Raw genomic sequence first — 20,193 nt, 5'->3', positions numbered from 1 at the left:
CACTGCTGGAAGCTTTCCGATGCTGGTGATTCATCGCAGAATCGACCCTCAACCTGTCTGGTCCGCCGAGTTGCACCTGACCTTCGAAGCGCGGAGCAAAAGCCGTCTGCGCTGTTTCAGTGCCGATGGCGAAGACGTCGGGTTGTTTCTGGAGCGCGGTCAGGCACCGTTATATGACGGCGAATGCCTGCAGGCCGAGGACGGCCGCATCGTCCGCGTCTGCGCCCGCCCCGAGCAACTGCTGCATGTCACCTGCGCCAATGCTTTCGAACTGACCCGCGCCGCCTATCATCTGGGTAACCGCCACGTCGCCTTGCAAGTCGGCGATGGCTGGCTGCGCCTGCTCGACGACTATGTGCTCAAGGCCATGCTCGAACAGCTTGGCGCACAGGTCGAGGCGATTGAAGCGCCGTTCCAGCCGGAACACGGGGCCTACGGCGGCGGCCATCATCATTCGCGGCATGGCGACGAAGATTTCAACTACGCGCCCAAACTCCATCAGTTCGGCGTACACCTGTGAATCCGGCCTGGGCGCTGTTGCGCCTGGCCAGTCCGCAACTGCCGATTGGCGGCTACAGCTATTCGCAAGGCCTGGAAATGGCGGTGGATAACGGCCGCGTGAACAACCCGGACAGCGCCCGCCGCTGGATCAGCGATCAGTTGCTGCTCAACCTCGCGCGCTTCGAAGCGCCGCTGCTGCTTGCCCATTGTCAGGCCGCTGCCGAGGAAAACTGGCCCGAGTTGGCGCGCATCTGCGAAACCCACCGGGCCAGCCGCGAGACCCGCGAGTTGCATCTGGAGAGCCGGCAGATGGGTTACTCGCTGCAGCAGTTGCTCAACGGTCTGCCGGAACTCGACGCGCCGGCCCGCAGTTTTCTTGAACAATGCGCCGAACCACACCTGGCCCTCGGCTGGGCACTCGCCGCCCGCGCCTGGCACATCAACCCGCAGGATGCGCTCGCCGCGTGGCTGTGGAGCTGGCTGGAAAACCAGCTCGCGGTATTGATGAAAACCCTGCCGCTGGGCCAGCAAGCCGCCCAGCGCCTGACCAGCGAACTGCTGCCGCTGCTGCAACAGGCGCAGCAGGACGCCACCCGCATCCATCCCGAACACATCGGCAGTGCCGCGTTCGGCCTGTCCCTGGCGTGCATGGCCCATGAGCGCCAGTACAGCCGTCTGTTTCGCTCTTAGAGCCTGTCATTTTGGAGAAGCACATGAACACACAACCCCTGCGCGTCGGCATCGGCGGCCCGGTCGGTTCCGGCAAGACCGCATTGACCCTGGCCCTGTGCCTGGCCCTGCGTGATCGCTACAACCTGGCTGTCGTCACCAACGACATCTACACCCGCGAAGACGCCGACTTTCTAGTGCGCAACCAAGCGCTGGCACCCGAGCGAATCATCGGCGTGGAAACCGGTGGCTGCCCGCACACGGCAATCCGCGAAGACGCCTCGATCAACCTCGAAGCGGTCGATCAACTGAACCGGCGCTTTCCGGGGCTGGACCTGATTCTGGTGGAATCCGGTGGCGACAACCTGTCGGCGACCTTCAGCCCCGAACTGTCGGACCTGACCATCTACGTGATCGACGTCTCCGCCGGCGACAAGCTGCCACGCAAGGGCGGGCCGGGGATCTGCAAGTCCGACCTGCTGGTGATCAACAAGATCGACCTGGCGCCGCTGGTCGGCGCCTCACTGGAGATGATGGATAGCGATACCAAACGCATGCGCAACGGCAAGCCATTCGTCTTCAGCAACCAGAAAACCGGTCAGGGCCTGGAAGAGATCATCGCCTTCATCGAACGCCAGGGCCTGCTGAACGCCGCCTGACTTTTTGACCAACAAGGAAGCTTATCCATGACACTCAAACGCATTCTCGGCGCCGTGGCGCTGCTGCTGACCCCGGCCCTCGCTTTCGCCCACCCGGGCCACGGCGACAGTGGGCTGGTCGCCGGTATCAGCCACCCGATCGGTGGCCTCGACCATTTGCTGGCGATGGTCGCGGTCGGCCTGTGGGCCGCGCAGCAACAAGGCGCGGCGCGCTGGGCGCTACCGTGCACGTTTGTCGGCACCATGCTGATCGGCGGCATGCTCGGCTTTGAAGGGCTGGAGCTGCCGGCGCTGGAAAGCGGGATTGCAGCTTCGGTACTGGCGCTGGGTCTGGCGGTGGCGCTGGCGGTGCGTCCGCCGCTGGTGATGGCGGTGGCCGCAACGGCGCTGTTTGCGCTGTTCCACGGTGTGGCCCATGGTCTGGAATTGCCGGACATGAGCAGCCCTTGGGCATATGCCGCCGGTTTTGTCGCGGCGACGGCGGTGCTGCATGCTGCGGGTTATGGCTTGGTGCGCGCGTTGCCTCAGGCTGCTGCGCCGCTGGTGCGAGTGGCAGGTGCTGCTTCGGCGGTGACTGGCGCGTGGTTGCTGGCTGGCTGATCTCTATCGCCTGAACCGGCCCCATCGCTGGCAAGCCAGCTCCCACAATTGGAATGCATCCTCCTGTAGGAGCTGCCGCAGGCTGCGATCTTTTGACTTTGGCGGTTACAAGCCAGATCAAAAGATCGCAGCCTGCGGCAGCTCCTACAGAATCAAGCCGCGAACCCGGTTCAACTTTGGGAACGAGCTTGCTCGCGAAGGCGGTCTGACAGACACCGCGTCTCTAAAGGACGCGGCTCTGCTACCATGTCGCGCAATCGCCCCAGCCGTGACGACGTCCGCCAATGCCCCATGCTTCCCGCTCCACCTCCCTGCCCGAATTGACCGCCCTGTTCAGCGACGTGCAACAGCACTTTCTGAACGTGATCGTGCCGCTCTGGCAAGGCCCGGGCTGGAATGCCGACATGGCGCTGCCCTATGAGGCACTCGACGCGGCGCATCAACCCTTGCCACCGCAACGCTATCGGGCGATGGCCTGCGCACGGCAGCTGTACCTGTTTTCCAGCCTGATCGGGGTTGTGGATAACGCCGACGTACGCGCCGCCGCGCTGTTCCGCTCGCTGCAACGGCATTTCCACGATGCCGAGCATGGTGGCTGGTTCTACAGCATCGACGCGCAAGGCAAGCCGCTGGATCAGCGCAAAGACCTCTACACCCACGCCTTCATCCTGTTCGCCTGCGCCCATTACTGGGCCAAGTCCCGGGAGCCGCTGGTGGAATCCACGCTCAACGCCGCACTGGAAATCATCGGTCGGCGTTTCGCCACCGGCGACGGGCTGTACGAAGCCTGCCTGGACCGCGACTGGATCACCCTGCAAACCGGCCCGCTGCAAAACCCGCTGATGCACCTGGCCGAAGCGTTCCTCGCCACCTTGGCGGTACGTGAAGACGCGGCGACGCAGCAAGCGCTGGTCGAGTTATGCACAGCCATGCACAAGCAGTTCGTCGATCCGCAACACGGGGTGTTGATGGAGAAACCGCTGGGGGCTGTGGATAACTGGTACGAACCGGGGCATCAGTTCGAGTGGTATTTCCTGCTTGAGTCTTCAGCCCTGCTGCGCGGCTCGAAACTGCACGCTGCGCTGGAGCGGGCGTTCGCTTTCACTGAGCAATTCGGGGTTGAACAGCCGTCCGGCGCCGTGCGGGCGATGCTCGATCTGCAACTGGACGGTCGCCCGAAGGATTCGACGCAACGGATCTGGGCGCAAGCGGAATACTTGCGCGCCCTGACCTTGCGCCCGGACAGCGAAGCCGCAGTGCTGCGCCAGTTGCAGGCGCTGCAGCAGCGGTTTCTGCATGCGGGCGGGTGGCATGAATGCCGGGATGAGCTGGGAGAGGTCAGCCGCAAGGACATGCCTTCGACGACGCCTTATCACTTGGCGACGTGCTACAGCGGGCTGGCTGAATACCTGAACTGATTGACTGAACTTATCCTGTGGCGAGGGAGCTTGCTCCCGCTTGAGTGCGCAGCACTTACAAAAATCCGGGGCCGCTTCGCAGCCCAGCGCGAGCAAGCTCGCTCGCCACAGGAAATTCAGCAGCCCAGAATCAGGCAATCCACTTCTTGTCACCGGTAAAGCTGATGGTCAACCAGCGCGCCGCATCCGGCTCACCTAACTGCGCCGAAATCTCCTCACGCAACGCATCCAGTTGCCCAACGCTCTGCAACCGGTAATCCGCCGGCAACACCACATGAATCTCGATGAACCGCGCCCGCCCATGCTTCTGCACGTAGGTCACGTAGTCGTCGAAACCATGCTCGACCTTTGCCGCTTCCATGACCTGACGCACCAGATCATTCAGGGTGTCCGGGGCAATACCCAGTACATCACGCAGCGCCGGGCCAAGGATCTTGAACGCCGGCGGCAACATGGTCAGGGCCAGCACGATCAGGATCAGCGGGTCGACAAACTTCGCCCACTCGTCAAAGCCCTGGGCCTTGAGCAGCAACGCGGCGAGAAAACTGATCAACAGGCCGACCGAAAGCATCGCGTCCACCAGCCAGCTGATGTTGTCGAACTGGATCAGGCTGGACTTGAGCTTGCGATTGCGCCGACGCACGTAGAAGAAATAGGCGAACTCAACGACGGTGAACACCGCCGCATAAATGATCACCAGCCCCAGCTCGATCTCGCGGCCACCGTTGATGATGCCGAACACGCCGTTGAGAAACGCATAGATGGCGATCAACAGCAGGAAGCTGCCTTCGATCAGCAGCACCATCGGCTCCAGATGCCAGAAGCCGAACTGAAAACGGTGATTGCTTTCTTTGGCGATCAGCCGCGCGGTGATCAGCATCAGCACTTTGATGAACGTTGCGATCAGCGAGAAAAAACCATCGAAAAGGATGGATTGCGAACCTGAAACAAAACCGGTGACGATCCCGGCAATCGACACCGCGAACATCAGGATGGTCGATTGTTTGAGCAGTGACTGCTCACCTCGGTTACTCACGTAGCCTCCTCTAAAAACCTTTGAACCGCGGGGTGCGGTGGGGTTTGTCGGAGTTGAGTTTACCTTATCGCCGGTTATGCCCGGTTTTGTGGCGAGGGAGCTTGCTCCCGCCGGGGTGCGGAGCGCCCCCGCTCTTCAGTTCAAAAAAGCGGGCCTGCTGCGCAGTCCAGCGGGAGCAAGCTCCCTCGCCACAGGGTCTTACGCCTTGTTACGCTCGATGGCAAAACCGGCCCAGGTCTGGCTCACCGGCATCAGCTCCAGGCTGTTGATGTTGATGTGCGCCGGGGCATTAAGCACCCAGAAAATGGTCTCGGCGATGTCCTGCGGCTGGATCGGCTCGGCACCGGCATAAGTGGCGTTGTAACGCTCTTGGTCACCGGCAAAGCGCACCAGCGAGAACTCGCTTTCGCACAGGCCCGGCTCGATGTTGCTGACGCGCACGCCGGTGCCCTGCAGGTCGCAACGCAGGTTCAGCGAGAACTGCTTGACGAACGCCTTGGTCGCGCCATACACGTGGCTTCCCGGATACGGGTAGTTGCCGGCAATGGAGCCGAGGTTGACGATGCCGGCGCCACGGCCGTGAGCGATCAACCGTGGCAACAGCAGGCGGGTGCTGTACATCAGGCCTTTGACGTTGGTGTCGACCATGGTGTCCCAGTCGTCGAGGTCGCATTTCGGTGCAGGGTCGACGCCCAGCGCCAGCCCGGCGTTGTTGATCAGGCCGCGCAGTTTGGCGAACGACGGCGGCAGATTGGCAATTGCCTCTTCCATCGCCTTGCGGTCACGCACGTCGAGTACCAGACCATGCACTTCGGTCTGCTTCGACAGTTCGGCGCACAGCGCGTCGAGACGTTCTGCACGACGGCCGGTCAACACCAGTTTCCAGCCAGCCTCGGCAAAACGACGGGCGCAGGCTTCACCAAAACCGGAGGTTGCGCCGGTAATAAACAGGGTGTTGGACATCGTGTTCTCCTTGCGTCGGCCACGAGTGCGGCCATTGGAATAGAAAATCAGCAGCCAGCATGCCCGGCCCGGCACGGACGAGCAACATCAACCCATGTAGGAGCTGCCGCAGGTTCGGGCCGCGTTCGGACGATCTTTTGACTTTTAGGGACAAGATCAAAAGATCGCAGCCTGCGGCAGCTCCTACATAAGCGCACTCCAGATCAAAAATTGATCAACCGTTGCTACGCCATGTGGGGCGTGGCCTGTAGCCATGTGCACGCACGTTATCCACAGTCCCTTCCACAGTTTCCGGGGGCAAGTGGAAACGCGCAAAGCCGCGCCACACAAGGCTTTGCGCAGGAAATAGAAAGTTTTTTGCTTGACCCTGAAGCGGCTGTTGTGCCGGAGATGGCATTTTGCACGACCTACCGGTCAGAGCAGTGATTGCGCGAGGCCAGTAATTACGGCCCTCAGCGCGGTCTTTCCAGAGTTTAATCACAGACTTATCCACAGGCTTGTTCACACCAATTTGTCACTGCAGTGCAGCCTAGAAAAAGGTTGACAACAGCGTCTTCAGCCTCCGCAAAAATGCCTGATCAATAATCAACCACCGGCCTGCAAGCCACGGTTAACAAGGGCTGCAGCCAGCTACTCCCACGTTATTCACAGCCAGCTCCACAGCAAACGGGGACAAGTCAAAACTGTGGAAAAACAGCCATTTGCAGCGTCTATATGTCGCGCTTTGGCAGCTATGGGAATTTGTTTTCCACAATTCTGCCGAAGGTCACAATTTTACCTGTGGGAGCTGGCTTGCCAGCGATGGCGGAGTCACTGCCAACATCATTGCTGAATGGCAAACCGCTTTCGCTGGCAAGCCAGCTCCCACAGGGGCCTTGGTGAATTTGAGGAATGAAAAAGCCCCGGTACTTTCGTCGCGGGGCTTTGTGGACAACTCAGGAAGAATCAGTGCCCGCCCAGATAAGCGTTACGCACCTCCTCATTCACCAGCAGCTCTTTACCGGTACCGGTCAGGCGAATCTCGCCATTGACCATCACGTACGCCCGGTCTGACAGTTTCAGCGCATGGTTGGCGTTCTGCTCGACGAGGAAAATGGTCATGCCGGTTTTCGCCAGTTCCCGCAGGGTGGCGAAGATCTGTTTCACCACGATCGGTGCCAACCCCAGGCTTGGCTCATCGAGCAGCAGCAATTTCGGCCGACTCATCAGGGCGCGGGCAATGGCGAGCATTTGCTGCTCGCCGCCGGACATGGTCATCGCCCGCTGGGTACGGCGCTCTTCGAGCCGCGGGAACAGCTCGAACATGCGCTGCATGTCCTCCTTGGCGTACTTGTCGCCAATCGGGATGGTGCCCATCAGCAGGTTTTCCTCGACGGTCATGTCGGGAAACACTCGCCGCCCTTCCGGCGACTGCGCAATGCCGTTGGAGGCGATGTAGTGCGAGGACTTGTGGGTAATGTCGACACCTTGATAGAGGATCTGCCCGCCCGCCGCCCGTGGCTGGCCGAAGATCGACATCAGCAGCGTCGATTTACCCGCGCCGTTGGAACCGATCAGGCTGACGGTCTCGCCTTCGTTGATCTCAAGCGACACGCCTTTGAGGGCCTGAATCGGGCCGTAGAACACGTCCAGATCTTTGAGTTCGAGGATCGGTTTGCTCATACCAGCTCCTCTTCGTCGGCGCCCAGGTAGGCGGCAATCACTTTCGGATCGTTGCGGATCGCCTCAGGCCCGCCCTCGGCGATGACAATGCCGTGGTCCAGCACCACGATGTGGTCGGAAATGCTCATCACCATGCCCATGTCGTGTTCGATCAGCACCACGGTCAGATCGTGCTCGTCGCGCAGCAGCCGGATCATCGCGCTCAGCGCTTCGGTTTCCTGAGGGTTGAGGCCGGCGGCCGGTTCGTCGAGGCAGATGATCTGCGGGCGGGTGCACATGGCCCGGGCGATCTCCAGACGACGTTGCTGACCGTAGGACAGCTCACCGGCCAGACGATTGGCGCAGTCCACCAGATCCACCACTTCGAGCCAGTAGAACGCGCAATCCAGCGCATCGCTTTCCGCTTTGCGGTAGCCCTTGGTGTTGAGGATGCCGGCCAGCATGTTGCGGTTGACCCACATGTGCTGCGCCACCAGCAGGTTTTCCAGCACCGACATTTCCTTGAACAGACGAATGTTCTGGAAGGTTCGGGCCAGGCCTGCGCGGTTCACCAGATGCGTGCCGCCGAACATCTTGTAGTACAGGCGACTGAGGAAGCTTTTCGGCGACACGAAGTCGGTCGGTTTGAACGACTCGCCCAGCAATTGAATGACGTTGGTCTGCTGGCCGCGCACGTTGAGTTCGATCTTGCCGCCGGATGCCTTGTAGAACCCGGTCAGGCAGTTGAACACCGTGGTCTTGCCGGCGCCGTTCGGCCCGATCAGGGCGAAGATCGAGTTGCGTTTGACCTTGAGGCTGACATCGCTCAGAGCCTTGATGCCACCGAAGTGCATCATCAGTTTTTCCACAGAGAGTACGACTTCACTCATGGCGCAGTCCTCTCATAGTGAATGGCACCTTTGCGTGGAGTGACCCCGGTACGGCTGATGCGAATCAGCCCGCGTGGTCGCCAGATCATCATCAACACCATCAGGATGCCGAACAGCAGCACGCGGTATTCGGCGAAGCCGCGCAGCAATTCCGGAGCTACCGTCAGCACGAACGCCGCGATCACCACGCCGATGGTCGAGCCCATGCCGCCGAGCACGACGATGGCGAGGATCAGCGCCGATTCGAAGAAGGTGAACGAGGTCGGGTTGACGAAGCCCTGGTAGGTGGCGAAAAACACCCCGGCCAGGCCCGCGGTCGACGCACCGATGGTGAACGCCGAGAGCTTGACCAACACGTGGTTCAGGCCCATCGAGCGGCAAGCGATTTCATCTTCGCGCAGGGCTTCCCAGGCGCGGCCCACCGGCATTTTCACCAGACGATGCTTGATGTACAGCACGGCCAGCACCACCAGGAACAACACCGCGTAGATGAAGTAATACTTCACGTCCGGGTTGTAGGCGATGCCGAAGAACTCATGGAACGGCACCCCGCCATCCTTGGCCCGCTTGCCGAATTCCAGGCCGAAGAACGTCGGCAGTGGCGCCGGCATCCCGTTCGGACCGCCGGTCAGCGACAGCCAGTTATTGAGGATCAGGCGGATGATTTCACCGAAGCCCAGGGTCACGATCGCCAGATAGTCACCGTGCAGACGCAGAACCGGGAAGCCGAGGATGCAGCCGGCCAGGCCAGCGGTGATCGCCGCCAGTGGCAGCACGGTCCAGAAGCCCAGCCCGAGGTATTGATAACCCAGCGCCAGACCGTAGGCGCCGATGGCGTAGAACGCCACGTAACCGAGGTCGAGCAGGCCGGCCAGACCGACCACGATGTTCAGCCCCAGCCCCAGCAGCACGTAGATCAACCCGAGGATGACCACGCCCAGCAGGTACGAGTTGGAGACAAACGGCACGATGACCGCGAGCACAATCAGCAGCGGGATGATCCAGCGCAGCGAGGATTTATGGTCGGCAGGCAGCACGTGCACACCGGAACCGGTGCTCTCGAAGCCGTCGAGAATCTTCAGGCCCCTGGGCGTCTGCAGAAACAGGCTCAAGGCAAAGCGGCCGATCATCACAATGCCGATAAGCCACGCGACGCGGGTCGGCTCAAGATTGAAGCTGTAGCCTTCGAGCACGACGCCGACAATCGGGCCGAACACGATCAGGGCAATGAGGCCGGCCAGAATCGCCTCAACCAGACTTTTTTTGATATCGATGGATTTTTGGGTGGTTGAAGACATCGCTTACACCTTCGACACAAGAGGACGGCCCAACAGGCCCTGAGGCCGGAAGACCAGAACAAGTACGAGCAGCGAGAAGCTGAACACGTCTTTGTAGTCGGAGTTGACCAGGCCCGAGAACAGCGACTCGGAGATCCCGAGAATGATCCCGCCGAGCATCGCGCCGGGCAGTGAGCCGATCCCGCCAAGCACGGCGGCGGTGAACGCCTTGATGCCGATGACGAAGCCTGCGTAGAAGTCGAACGTGCCGTAGTTCATGGTGATCAGCACGCCGGCCAGCGCCGCCATCGCTGCACCGATGATGAACACGTAGGAAATCACCCGGTCGGTGTTGATCCCGAGGATCGAAGCCATCTTGCGGTCTTGCTGGGTGGCGCGGCACATGCGGCCGAGCTTGGTGTACTTGATCACGTAGGTCAGCAGGCCCATGCCGACAAATGCGGCGACCAGAATGAAGATCTTGGTGTAGGTCAGTTGGACGAAACCGCTGCCAACGTCGATACGCCAGGCACCGGTGAGCAGCGTCGGAACACCCTGTTGGCGGGCGCCCTGGCTGATCTGGGCATAGTTTTGCAGGATCAGCGAGATACCGATGGCACTGATCAACGGTGCCAGTCGGGTGGAGTTGCGCAGAGGTTTGTAGGCGACGCGTTCGATTACCCAGCCATAAACGCCAGTGACGACGATGGTGAAGACCAGCGTGCCGAGCATCAACAGCGGGAAGGATTCGATACCGAAATAAGCCAGCAGAGCCAGACTGATTGCCGCGAGGTACGCGGAAATCATGTAAACCTCGCCGTGGGCGAAGTTGATCATGCCGATGATGCCGTAGACCATTGTGTAGCCGATGGCGATCAGGCCATAGACCGACCCGAGGGTCAGGCCGTTGACCAGTTGCTGCAGGAAAATACCATCCATAACGCAATCTCACGCAATGAGAACCTGCCCACCGGAGCGGGCGGTTCTTCCAGGGAAAATACAGATTTACGTCGGAGCAATGTCAGAGCGCGATCAGCCCATCCCCACCCAGGCTCCTGTGGGAGCTGGCTTGCCAGCGATAGCGGTGGATCAGCCAACCTGTGTGTCGACTGACCTGACGCCATCGCGGGCAAGCCCGCTCCCACAGGTATTGGTGGGGGTTAAGCGAATCGCGTCAGCCCTTACTTCTGTTTTTCCAGCTGATGGTATTTGCCGCTCGCGTCCCACTGGTAAACCACGTAGTCGGACACTTTCAGGTCGCCCTTCTTGTCCCAGGCTTTCTCGCCCATGACGGTTTTCACCGGGTTGGCCTTGAGCCACTCGGCGGCTTTTTCGCCACTGTTGGACTTGGCGCCGTTGAAGGCGGCCGCCAGGGTCTGAACCGACGCGTAGGCGTACAGGGTGTAGCCCTCAGGCTCGGTGCCGGCCTTGCGGAACGCATCCACTACCGTCTTGCTGTCTGGCAGCAGGCGTGGGTCCGCGCCGAAGGTCATCAGCACGCCGTCAACGTATTGCGGGCCACCGGCGGTGGTCACCAGTTCGTCAGTGACGATGCCGTCATCAGACATGAACTTGACGTCTTTCAGGCCTTCGGTACGCAGTTGCTTGACCAGCGGGCCGGCTTCCGGGTGCAGGCCGCCGAAGTAGACCACGTCGGCACCGGCTGCACGAATCTTGGTGACCACGGCGCTGAAGTCTTTCTCGCCGCGGGTCAGGCCTTCATACAGCACCGGCTTCACGCCACGTTTTTCCAGTTGAGCCTTGGTCGCATCGGCCAGGCCCTGACCGTAGGTGTCCTTGTCGTGCAGCACGGCGACTTTCTTGCCCTTGAGCACGTCGACGATGTAATCGCCCGCGACGATGCCTTGCTGGTCATCACGCCCGCACATACGGAACATGGCGCTCAGGCCGCGCTCGGTCACCTGCGGGTTGGTGGAACCCGGGGTGATCGCGATAACGCCGGCTTCGTCGTAGATTTCCGAGGCTGGAATGGTGGAAGAGGAGCAGAAGTGCCCGACCACGCCGGCGACTTTCTGGTTGACCAGGTCCTTGGCGACTGTCACTGCCTGCTTCGGTTCGCAGGCGTCATCGCCCTTGACCAGTACGATTTTCTCGCCATTGACGCCGCCCGCCGCATTGACCGCGTCCGCCGCTGCCTGTGCACCCTTCATGTACTGCTCGCCAAATGCCGCGTTGGCGCCAGTCATTGGACCCGCTACACCGATTTTCACATCAGCTTGAGCAAACGCAGAAACACCCAGCGCAGTAGCTACTGCGAGGGCCAGAAAGCCTTTCTTGTAAAACGTCTGGGACATGAGGTGGTGCTCCAAGGTTTTTTTTAGTTGGCACTGCGACTTCACTTCACTGAATGCTCTGAGCAAGCGCCGTGCCATCGGTTTTTTATTCTTCAAAAAGTCGCTGCTTTCTTGTTATTTCGACTGTTTCGTTCCCATTTTCATTGGGCGTGCAACCGTCTAAACCGCGGAAGGTGAAACCTTTTTAAACCTCAGGCGCAACCCGCTTGCGCCATCATTGCAACCGCGGCACCAAACGATGTGCAACCAGCCTGTAACAGCTCGCGTCACCGAACTGCACACTGCTGGTGCGGGACTGCTACAACCCGCACCATTACAGGCTAGTCGCTGCATCGAAAAGCGCCGCTTCCGGCAACATATTTCAACACTCAAATGACGATGCGCAGGCACTGGCCCGCGTGATACAGCGAGAACCCGGCCTCGTACAGGCAACTGCGCAGGCCGACGCCGGCCAGGGGCTGCATCGGTGCGAAGGGGATCGGCAGGGCTTGAGGATTTCCGTTACACAGATAGTCGGCGAAGGCTTTGCCGACCACGGTGCCGGTGGTCACGCCACGACCGTTGTAACCGGTGACCGCCACCAGTCCGGGTGCCGGCTCGAACAGTCGCATCAAATGATCGGGGGTGAAGGCGATGCGCCCGGTCCAGGTGCATTCCCATTCCACCGGTTTCAGGTTGGGGAAGTAATGCTGCTGCACCCGGTCGGCCCAGGCCTTGAGGAACCACGTCGGCTTCTGGTTGCCGTTGCCCAGACTGCCGAGCAACAGGCGGCCGTCCTTGTCGCGACGGATGCTGCTCAGCACCTGCCGCGTGTCCCACGAGCCCTGCCCGCCGGGGAGGATTTCATGGGCGGCGTCTTCGGTCAGCGGCACCGAGGCGACCTGATAGTAGTAACCGGGGAAGAAGTTGCGCTTGAGTTCGGTCCAGTCGCCCTCGGTGTAAGCGTTGGAGGCGATCACCACTTGTTCGGCGAGCACCGAACCCTGCTCGGTCTGTACCGACCATTGCTGGCCCACGCGTTCGAGTCGGGTCACTGGCGAGTGATCGAACATCTGCCCGCCCAGGCCTTTCACCGCGTTGGCCAGTCCGGTGACATAAGCCATCGGATTGAGCGTACCCGCGCGGCGGTCGAGCAATGCGGCGGCGATCTTCTGGGTGCCGGTGGCTTGCTCGCAGGCCTTGCCGGTGAGCAACTCGACCGGCGCGCCGCGACGCTTCCATTGTTGCTCGCGACTGCGCAGATCCGCCTCGCCCTTGGCGTTGTGCGCCATGTGCAGGGTGCCTTCGCGGCGCAGCTGGCAATCGATGTTGTATTTATCCACAAGGCTGAACACCAGCGCCGGCGCCGCCCCGAGCATGCGGTTGAGCTGACTGCCGACGGCTTCGCCGAATCCGGCCTCGATCTCGTCCGGCGGGATCCACATGCCGGCGTTGACCAGCCCGACGTTGCGCCCGGAACCGCCATGCCCGGCGCGATGCGCTTCGAGCACGCAGACGCTTTTGCCTTTTTCCAACAGATGCAGCGCCGCCGACAACCCGGTAAACCCGGCGCCGATCACGCAGACATCGACTTTGACTTCGCCTCTGAGCGCGGTGTTATCCGGGCGCTGCGGCGTGAGTTTTTCCCACAGACATTCTTCGCGTAACGGCATTGCCAGACTCCAACAGAAACCTAACCAATTGCGTTGTGGGCACTAAAAAGATCGCAGCCTTCGGCAGCTCCTACAAAACCGCAGCCAACCGCAGCCCTGTAGGAGCTGCCGAAGGCTGCGATCTTTTCAGCTTTTGCTCAATTTCAGTCGAAGGTGATGCCCTGCGCCAGCGGCAATTCCAGCGAGTAGTTCACCGTGTTGGTCTGGCGACGCATGTAGGCGCGCCAGGCGTCGGAGCCCGATTCACGACCGCCACCGGTCTCTTTCTCGCCACCGAATGCGCCGCCGATTTCCGCGCCGCTCGGGCCGATGTTGACGTTGGCGATGCCGCAGTCGCTGCCGACCGCCGACATGAACTGCTCGGCCTCGCGCACGTCGGTGGTGAAGATGCACGACGACAGACCTTGCGGCACCGCGTTGTTCAGGCGCAGCGCTTCCTGGAAGTCGCTGTAGCCGACCACGTAGAGAATCGGGGCGAAGGTTTCGCTGCAGACCACGTCGCTCTGCTCCGGCATTTCGACGATGGCTGGCGACACGTAGTAGGCATTCGGGAATTGGTCTTCCAGTTGGCGCTTGCCGCCAAACACCCGACCGCCCTCGCTCAGCGCCTGCTCCAGCGCGTCCTGCATGTTTTCGAAGCTGTGTTTGTCGATCAGCGGGCCGACCAGATTGCCTTCCAGCGGGTTACCAATACGCACTTTCGAATAGGCGGCTTTGAGGCGGGTGACGATTTCTTCCTTCACCGACTCATGGGCAATCAAGCGACGCAACGTGGTGCAACGCTGCCCGGCGGTACCGACCGCACTGAACAGGATGGCGCGCACGGCCATGTCCAGATCGGCGCTCGGGCCGAGGATCATCGCGTTGTTGCCACCCAGCTCCAGAATGCTGCGGGCAAAACGCGCGGCGATTTTCGGCGCCACCTCGCGGCCCATGCGGGTGCTGCCGGTAGCACTGATCAGCGCCACACGCGGGTCGTCCACCAGCGCTTCGCCGGCGTCACGGCCACCGATGATCACCTGGCACAGGTGCGCCGGCGCATCGCTGAAATTCTTCACCACACGGTCGAACAGTGCCTGGCAGGCCAGTGCGGTCAGCGGCGTCTTCTCCGACGGTTTCCACACCACCGGGTTGCCGCAGACCAACGCCAGCGTGGTGTTCCACGCCCACACCGCGACCGGGAAGTTGAACGCACTGATCACGCCGACCACGCCCAGCGGATGCCAGGTTTCACGCATGTGGTGGCCCGGGCGCTCGGAGGCGATGGTCAAACCGTACAACTGGCGGGACAGGCCGACAGCGAAGTCGCAGATGTCGATCATCTCCTGCACTTCACCGAGGCCTTCCTGAGTGATCTTGCCCGCTTCCCACGACACCAGCTCGCCGAGGTCAGCCTTGTATTCGCGCAACACTTCGCCGAACTGACGCACCAGTTCGCCGCGACGCGGGGCCGGCACCTTGCGCCACTGCTCGAACGCATGATCTGCGCGACTGATGTGCTGCTCGACTTCGGCCGGGCCTTCCCAGTTCACGGCGGCGATGCGGCTGCCGTCGATGGGCGAATGCACCGACACTTTGCCGTTCTGGTACAGGGCCGGGTTCACACCAAGACGATCAAGCAATGCGGCAACCATGGGTCACTCCTCAAGCGAAAAACTGAATGTGTGCGGCCGAACGTTCACGACCGGGCAGGCCTTTAGTTGTAGCTTCCCGAGGGCAAGGCAACAAACGACCTTTACGCGAGATATCATTCCGTTTATTCATGCTGCGCCTAGAAAGACAAGAAAAAGGGATCACCCATGCTGAACAAACGCCACTTGCCGTCGATCACCGCGCTGCAGTGCTTCGAAGCCGTGACCCGGCACCTGAGCTTCACCCGGGCCGCCGAAGAACTGAACCTGACCCAGAGCGCGGTCAGCAAACAGGTCGCGCAGCTTGAGGAACTGTTGCAGCACTTGTTGTTTCGCCGGGTGCGTCGGCGTTTGCAGATGACCCCGGCCGGGGATTTGTACCTGGTGGAAGTCCGAAAAATCCTCACGCAGGTGGAAATGTCCACGCATTACCTGCGTTCCTACGGCGGCGAGACCGAAGTCCTGCGCGTCTCCACGCCCTCGACCTTCGGCGCGCGCTGGCTGGTGCCCCGTCTGAAGGGCTGGCGCCTGCGCCATCCGTCGATCCATCTGGACCTGTGCAACGAGCAGGAGGCCGATGACTTGCTGCAGGGGCGCAGCGATCTGGCGTTCTATTTCGGCCAAGGCTCACGTCCCGGCACCGAATGCCTGAAGCTGTTCGGCGAAGAACTGGTGCCGGTCTGCGCGCCGGGCAGCCTGCCGGATCAGCCGTTCACCGACCCGACGCAACTGACCGATCTGGTGCTGCTGCAAAATGCCTCGCGCCCACAGGCCTGGCATGACTGGTTCGACAGTCAGGGCTACCACACCGAACACAGCTATCACGGGCCGCGTTTCGAAACCTTTTATATGTGCATCCGCGCCGCCCAGGTCGGCTGCGGCGTGGCGCTGCTGCCACGGTTTCTGGTGGAAGAGGAATTGGCCGACGGCAAACTGGTCATTCCCTGGCAGCATGCAATGCCCAGCTCCGACGCCTATTACCTGGCCTACCCGGAACATGCGGCGGAAGTGCCGAAGGTGCGGGATTTTGTGAAGTGGATGCTGGAGCAGATCGATAGCCCGGATGCGTAACCGAGGCACGTTTGCTATCTCTGTGGCGAGGGAGCTTGCTCCCGCTCGGCGGCGCAGCCGTCGTAAGGCGACAGACGCGTTGTAACTGACATTATCGGGGATATCGACATCGGGGCGGCTTCGCCACCCAGCGGGAGCAAGCTCCCTCGCCACAGTTGCCTTCATTCAGCGCAAAAATTGCTGGCAATCCCCACCATTGATATGCGCCACTAGCGTCATTGATTGATCCCGCGCAACCGCGCGGTGCACCTGGAGACCCCGTTTATGAGCGAGAGTGTATTTGCCGATCGCATCGTGCAGAACCTGCTCGACACCGACTTCTACAAACTGACGATGATGCAGGCGGTGCTGCACAACTACCCCAACGTCGAAGTCGAATGGGAGTTCCGTTGCCGTAACAGCGAGGATCTGCGGCCGTATCTGGCCGAGATTCGCTACCAGATCGAGCGCCTGGCCGAGCTGAGCCTGAGTGCCGACCAGTTGAGTTTTCTCGAGCGCATCACCTTCCTCAAGCCGGATTTCCTGCGCTTTCTCGGCCTGTTCCGCTTCAATTTGCGTTACTTGCACACTGGCATCGAGAACGGCGAACTGTTCATCCGTCTGCGCGGCCCGTGGCTGCATGTGATTCTCTACGAGGTGCCGCTGCTGGCGATCGTCAGCGAAGTGCGCAACCGCTATCGCTACCGGGAAATCGAACTGGTGCAGGCGCGGGAACAGCTGTATCGCAAGTTCGACTGGCTCAGCGCCAACGCTTCGGCCGACGAACTGGCGCAGTTGCAGGTCGCCGATTTCGGCACCCGCCGGCGCTTTTCGTATCGCGTGCAGGAAGAAGTGGTCAACGTGCTCAAGCACGATTTCCCCGGGCGCTTCGTAGGCACCAGCAACGTGCACCTGTCCCGGGAGCTGGACATGAAACCGCTGGGCACCATGGCCCATGAATGGATCATGGCCCACCAGCAACTCGGCCCACGGCTGATCGACAGCCAGATCGCCGCCCTCGACTGCTGGGTGCGCGAGTACCGTGGTTTGCTCGGGATTGCGCTCACCGATTGCATCACCACCGACGCCTTCCTCGGCGATTTCGACCTGTTCTTCGCCAAGCTCTTCGATGGCCTGCGCCACGATTCCGGGGATCCGGTGCAGTGGGGTGAAAAGTGCATCGCCCACTACCACAAGCTCGGCATCGACCCGATGAGCAAGACCCTGGTGTTCTCCGACAGCCTGACCCTGCCCAAGTCGCTGGAGATCTTCCGCGCGCTGCACGGACGAATCAACGTCAGCTTTGGCATTGGTACCAACCTGACCTGTGACATTCCGGGTGTCGAACCGATGAGCATCGTGCTTAAAATGACCGCCTGCAACGGCCAGCCGGTGGCGAAGATCTCCGACGAGCCCGGCAAGACCCACTGCAAAGATCCGAATTTCGTCGCCTATTTGCGACACGTGTTCCAGGTTCCTGCCGATTCCAGTCTATCTAGCAAGGAGTGAATTCATGCAAGCCGTACAGCGTGAGATTGCTGAACAGCTCAAGGTGCAACCGCCATTCGCCGGGCATCAGGCCCTCGAAGCGGAAGTCGCCCGGCGCATCACCTTTATCCAGGATTGCCTGGTCAATTCCGGACTCAAGACCCTGGTGCTGGGCATCAGCGGCGGTGTCGACTCGCTGACCGCCGGCCTGCTGGCACAGCGCGCCATGCGTGAACTGCGCGAGCGCACCGGCGACAGCAGCTACAAGTTCATCGCCGTGCGCCTGCCGTACGAAACCCAGTTCGATGAGCACGATGCGCAAGCGTCGGTGGATTTCATCGCCCCGGACGAACGCCACACCGTGAACATCGGCCCGGCGGTCAAATCCCTGGCCAGTGAAGTGGCGGCATTCGAAGGCAAACATGCGGTGTCGGTGGATTTCGTGCTCGGCAACACCAAGGCGCGGATGCGCATGGTCGCCCAGTACACCATCGCCGGCGCGGCGCACGGTTTGGTGATCGGCACCGACCACGCGGCGGAAGCGGTGATGGGCTTCTTCACCAAATTCGGTGACGGCGCCTGCGACCTGGCCCCGCTCAGCGGTCTGGTGAAAAACCAGGTCCGGGCGATCGCCCGCAGCTTCGGCGCACCGGAATCGCTGGTGGAAAAAGTGCCGACCGCGGATCTGGAAGACCTGTCACCGGGCAAACCGGACGAAGCCTCCCACGGCGTCACCTACGCCGAGATCGACGCCTTCCTGCACGGCGAGCCGGTGCGCCAGGAAGCGTTCGACATCATCGTCAACACCTACAACAAAACCCATCACAAGCGCGTGATGCCGTTCGCCCCGTAAGTTGAAAGCCGCTGTAGGAGCTGTCGAGTGAAACGAGGCTGCGATCTTTTGATCTGGCTTTGAAGATCAAGATCAAAAGATCGTCCGATCGCGGCCCGAGCCTGCGGCAGCTCCTACAGAAACGAAAAAAGCGTCCCGAGGGACGCTTTTTTTATGCCTGCAGCCATTACTTCACAGCAATGGTGCCTTTCATCATCGAGATGTGGCCCGGGAACGAGCAGAAGAAGCCGTAATCGGTACCTGCGGCCAACTTCGATACGTCGATGGTCAGCGTGTCTTTTTCGCCAGCGCCGATGATCTTGGTGTGAGCGATAACGCGCTCGTCGCCGTCTTTCAAGTAGTTCTTGTCGATGCCCGCGGCCAGGCCGTCGGTGGCGATCGGCTGCATGTCAGCGGTTTTGCTGATCACCAGGTTATGGCCCATGACGTTCTTCGGCAGGCTGCCGGAGTGGGTCAGTTCGACGGTGAAGGTCTTGCAGCTCTTGTCGATTTCGATGGCTTTGGTGTTGAAGGACATCTGGTCGGTGGAATCAACGGTGGTTTTGCACTCGGCAGCCATCAATTGGCTGCTGGCCAGCGCCAGCAGGGATACCGCAACAACTTTGGAAAACATGGTGAATCTCCAAGGCAGGGTTAACAAAAACACTAATGGTGGAAAGACTGCCTGAAATCTTCGCAAGTTCCTATGACTTGAGTCAAAAATTGTATACAACTTTCAGGCTATGGCACTCATCGAAACAATCTACCGGCCAGATTCCCTGGCCGGGCCTATGATCGGCGCATCTACTGAACGGAGTTCGTGTCATGTTCTTTAACGGTCTGTTGTGCAGTTTGCTCGCCGCCTACGCCTGTGGCGCCAGCGGTACCTTTGAATCGCCAGAACGCGAAGCTTAGCCCTTGGATCAAGGCGTGCCAGCCATTACCCTGTGACGGATTGACCCAGGAGGAAGGCATGTCTCTCACATCCGTTTGTGTATTTTGCGGTGCCAACGCCGGCACTGACCCGGCTTACACCGAAGCCGCCCAAGCCCTTGGCCGGGCTCTCGCCGAGCGCCGGCTGACGCTGGTTTACGGCGGTGGTGCCGTGGGATTGATGGGCCTTGTCGCCGACGCCGCACTGGCCGCTGGCGGCGAAGTGATCGGGATCATTCCGCAAAGCCTGATGGACAAGGAGATCGGCCACAAAAGCCTGAGCCGTATCGAAGTCGTCGATGGCATGCACGCGCGCAAGGCACGCATGGCCGAGCTGAGCGATGCGTTCATTGCGTTGCCCGGCGGTCTTGGCACGCTGGAAGAGCTGTTCGAAGTCTGGACCTGGGGCCAGCTCGGCTACCACGGCAAGCCGCTGGGGTTGCTGGAAGTGAACGATTTTTACAGCAAACTCACTGCATTTCTCGACCATATCGTCGGCGAAGGCTTCGTTCGCGCGCCACACCGTGACATGCTGCAAGTGAGCGAATCGCCACAAATCCTGCTCGACGCCCTGGACCAGTGGCAGCCGACCGTCACGCCCAAGTGGGTCGACCAAAAACCCGGCTAACCGCCGGGCA

19 protein-coding genes are annotated in these 20,193 nt (G+C 60.9%); 9 read left to right on the top strand and 10 right to left on the bottom strand.

Annotation, left to right across the window (positions count from 1 at the left end; genetic code table 11):
• The first annotated feature begins 19 nt into the window (after positions 1–19).
• The 5 genes from ureE to ACU680_RS12900 all read left to right on the top strand — a co-directional run bounded on the left by ureE (position 20) and on the right by ACU680_RS12900 (position 3,847).
• The gene (ureE, locus tag ACU680_RS12920) at positions 20–520 is read left to right on the top strand and encodes an urease accessory protein UreE (protein WP_448179612.1); all 501 of its coding nucleotides are present in this window, start codon (positions 20–22) and stop codon (positions 518–520) included.
• A complete protein-coding gene (locus tag ACU680_RS12915; RefSeq protein ID WP_448179611.1) occupies positions 517–1,191 on the top strand; it encodes an urease accessory protein UreF in 675 nt (224 codons plus the stop codon). Before ureE ends, ACU680_RS12915 begins: the two co-directional genes overlap by 4 nt.
• A 23-nt stretch (positions 1,192–1,214) precedes the next feature.
• The gene (ureG, locus tag ACU680_RS12910) at positions 1,215–1,829 is read left to right on the top strand and encodes an urease accessory protein UreG (protein WP_448179610.1); all 615 of its coding nucleotides are present in this window, start codon (positions 1,215–1,217) and stop codon (positions 1,827–1,829) included.
• 27 nt (positions 1,830–1,856) lie between these two features.
• Positions 1,857–2,429 (top strand): HupE/UreJ family protein, encoded by a 573-nt coding sequence (locus ACU680_RS12905; RefSeq protein ID WP_448179609.1) that lies wholly within the window; start codon positions 1,857–1,859, stop codon positions 2,427–2,429.
• A gap of 284 nt (positions 2,430–2,713) precedes the next feature.
• Positions 2,714–3,847, top strand: coding sequence for an AGE family epimerase/isomerase (locus ACU680_RS12900; protein ID WP_448179608.1), 1,134 nt, complete (start codon positions 2,714–2,716; stop codon positions 3,845–3,847).
• A gap of 130 nt (positions 3,848–3,977) precedes the next feature.
• Here the strand turns inward: ACU680_RS12900 and ACU680_RS12895 are convergent, their stop codons facing one another.
• The 9 genes from ACU680_RS12895 to amaB form a co-directional block, all read right to left on the bottom strand.
• Entirely contained in the window at positions 3,978–4,883 is a 906-nt protein-coding gene (locus tag ACU680_RS12895) for a cation diffusion facilitator family transporter (RefSeq protein WP_448179607.1), read from the bottom strand.
• Positions 4,884–5,081: 198 nt separating this feature from the next.
• Positions 5,082–5,846, bottom strand: coding sequence for an SDR family oxidoreductase (locus tag ACU680_RS12890; protein ID WP_027613536.1), 765 nt, complete (start codon positions 5,844–5,846; stop codon positions 5,082–5,084).
• 945 nt (positions 5,847–6,791) lie between these two features.
• Positions 6,792–7,508 (bottom strand): ABC transporter ATP-binding protein, encoded by a 717-nt coding sequence (locus ACU680_RS12885; RefSeq protein WP_007967489.1) that lies wholly within the window; start codon positions 7,506–7,508, stop codon positions 6,792–6,794.
• Positions 7,505–8,377 carry an ABC transporter ATP-binding protein gene (locus ACU680_RS12880; protein ID WP_007967487.1) on the bottom strand — a complete coding sequence of 291 codons (873 nt, stop codon included), beginning with the start codon at positions 8,375–8,377 and terminating at the stop codon, positions 7,505–7,507. The genes ACU680_RS12885 and ACU680_RS12880 overlap by 4 nt, the downstream gene beginning before the upstream one ends.
• On the bottom strand, positions 8,374–9,675 hold the full coding sequence (gene livM / locus ACU680_RS12875) for a high-affinity branched-chain amino acid ABC transporter permease LivM (RefSeq protein ID WP_003221162.1): 1,302 nt from the start codon (positions 9,673–9,675) through the stop codon (positions 8,374–8,376). Before livM ends, ACU680_RS12880 begins: the two co-directional genes overlap by 4 nt.
• 3 nt (positions 9,676–9,678) lie before the next feature.
• The gene (locus tag ACU680_RS12870; protein WP_027613532.1) at positions 9,679–10,593 is read right to left on the bottom strand and encodes an ABC transporter permease subunit; all 915 of its coding nucleotides are present in this window, start codon (positions 10,591–10,593) and stop codon (positions 9,679–9,681) included.
• A 242-nt stretch (positions 10,594–10,835) separates the two neighbouring features.
• On the bottom strand, positions 10,836–11,969 hold the full coding sequence (locus ACU680_RS12865; RefSeq protein ID WP_041065631.1) for an ABC transporter substrate-binding protein: 1,134 nt from the start codon (positions 11,967–11,969) through the stop codon (positions 10,836–10,838).
• A 368-nt stretch (positions 11,970–12,337) separates the two neighbouring features.
• On the bottom strand, positions 12,338–13,621 hold the full coding sequence (amaA, locus tag ACU680_RS12860) for an L-pipecolate oxidase (protein WP_400760266.1): 1,284 nt from the start codon (positions 13,619–13,621) through the stop codon (positions 12,338–12,340).
• 143 nt (positions 13,622–13,764) lie between these two features.
• On the bottom strand, positions 13,765–15,255 hold the full coding sequence (amaB, locus tag ACU680_RS12855; RefSeq protein WP_448179606.1) for an L-piperidine-6-carboxylate dehydrogenase: 1,491 nt from the start codon (positions 15,253–15,255) through the stop codon (positions 13,765–13,767).
• 165 nt (positions 15,256–15,420) lie between these two features.
• Here amaB and ACU680_RS12850 point away from each other — a divergent pair, with 165 nt between their 5' ends.
• From ACU680_RS12850 to nadE, 3 genes are all read left to right on the top strand, one after another.
• Positions 15,421–16,323 (top strand): LysR family transcriptional regulator, encoded by a 903-nt coding sequence (locus tag ACU680_RS12850; protein WP_169842525.1) that lies wholly within the window; start codon positions 15,421–15,423, stop codon positions 16,321–16,323.
• A 264-nt stretch (positions 16,324–16,587) separates the two neighbouring features.
• Positions 16,588–17,811, top strand: coding sequence for a nicotinate phosphoribosyltransferase (pncB, locus tag ACU680_RS12845; RefSeq protein ID WP_003221154.1), 1,224 nt, complete (start codon positions 16,588–16,590; stop codon positions 17,809–17,811).
• A 4-nt stretch (positions 17,812–17,815) separates the two neighbouring features.
• On the top strand, positions 17,816–18,643 hold the full coding sequence (gene nadE / locus ACU680_RS12840; protein ID WP_367082822.1) for an NAD(+) synthase: 828 nt from the start codon (positions 17,816–17,818) through the stop codon (positions 18,641–18,643).
• A gap of 166 nt (positions 18,644–18,809) precedes the next feature.
• Here nadE and azu read toward each other — a convergent pair whose 3' ends face one another.
• Complete coding sequence (azu, locus tag ACU680_RS12835) at positions 18,810–19,256, bottom strand: azurin (protein WP_448179605.1); 447 nt, start codon at positions 19,254–19,256, stop codon at positions 18,810–18,812.
• 339 nt (positions 19,257–19,595) lie between these two features.
• On the opposite strand from azu, the gene ACU680_RS12830 reads away from it, so the two are divergent.
• The gene (locus ACU680_RS12830; protein WP_448179604.1) at positions 19,596–20,183 is read left to right on the top strand and encodes a cytokinin riboside 5'-monophosphate phosphoribohydrolase; all 588 of its coding nucleotides are present in this window, start codon (positions 19,596–19,598) and stop codon (positions 20,181–20,183) included.
• The last annotated feature ends 10 nt before the right edge of the window (positions 20,184–20,193 follow it).

It is taken from the genome of Pseudomonas sp. LF020 (assembly GCF_053456425.1).
Note: the sequence above shows the minus strand (reverse complement) of the source record. Positions and strands in the feature narration are given on the sequence as shown.

Coding starts and splice junctions, on each gene's coding strand:
- ureE (WP_448179612.1), top strand. CDS start 20: ATGCTGGTGATTCATCGCAGAATCGACCCTCAACCTGTCTGGTCCGCC.
- ACU680_RS12885 (WP_007967489.1), bottom strand. CDS start 7,508: ATGAGCAAACCGATCCTCGAACTCAAAGATCTGGACGTGTTCTACGGC.
- pncB (WP_003221154.1), top strand. CDS start 16,588: ATGAGCGAGAGTGTATTTGCCGATCGCATCGTGCAGAACCTGCTCGAC.
- ACU680_RS12870 (WP_027613532.1), bottom strand. CDS start 10,593: ATGGATGGTATTTTCCTGCAGCAACTGGTCAACGGCCTGACCCTCGGG.
- amaA (WP_400760266.1), bottom strand. CDS start 13,621: ATGCCGTTACGCGAAGAATGTCTGTGGGAAAAACTCACGCCGCAGCGC.
- amaB (WP_448179606.1), bottom strand. CDS start 15,255: ATGGTTGCCGCATTGCTTGATCGTCTTGGTGTGAACCCGGCCCTGTAC.
- ureG (WP_448179610.1), top strand. CDS start 1,215: ATGAACACACAACCCCTGCGCGTCGGCATCGGCGGCCCGGTCGGTTCC.
- ACU680_RS12880 (WP_007967487.1), bottom strand. CDS start 8,377: ATGAGTGAAGTCGTACTCTCTGTGGAAAAACTGATGATGCACTTCGGT.
- livM (WP_003221162.1), bottom strand. CDS start 9,675: ATGTCTTCAACCACCCAAAAATCCATCGATATCAAAAAAAGTCTGGTT.
- ACU680_RS12900 (WP_448179608.1), top strand. CDS start 2,714: ATGCCCCATGCTTCCCGCTCCACCTCCCTGCCCGAATTGACCGCCCTG.
- ACU680_RS12890 (WP_027613536.1), bottom strand. CDS start 5,846: ATGTCCAACACCCTGTTTATTACCGGCGCAACCTCCGGTTTTGGTGAA.
- nadE (WP_367082822.1), top strand. CDS start 17,816: ATGCAAGCCGTACAGCGTGAGATTGCTGAACAGCTCAAGGTGCAACCG.
- ACU680_RS12850 (WP_169842525.1), top strand. CDS start 15,421: ATGCTGAACAAACGCCACTTGCCGTCGATCACCGCGCTGCAGTGCTTC.
- azu (WP_448179605.1), bottom strand. CDS start 19,256: ATGTTTTCCAAAGTTGTTGCGGTATCCCTGCTGGCGCTGGCCAGCAGC.
- ACU680_RS12865 (WP_041065631.1), bottom strand. CDS start 11,969: ATGTCCCAGACGTTTTACAAGAAAGGCTTTCTGGCCCTCGCAGTAGCT.
- ACU680_RS12905 (WP_448179609.1), top strand. CDS start 1,857: ATGACACTCAAACGCATTCTCGGCGCCGTGGCGCTGCTGCTGACCCCG.
- ACU680_RS12830 (WP_448179604.1), top strand. CDS start 19,596: ATGTCTCTCACATCCGTTTGTGTATTTTGCGGTGCCAACGCCGGCACT.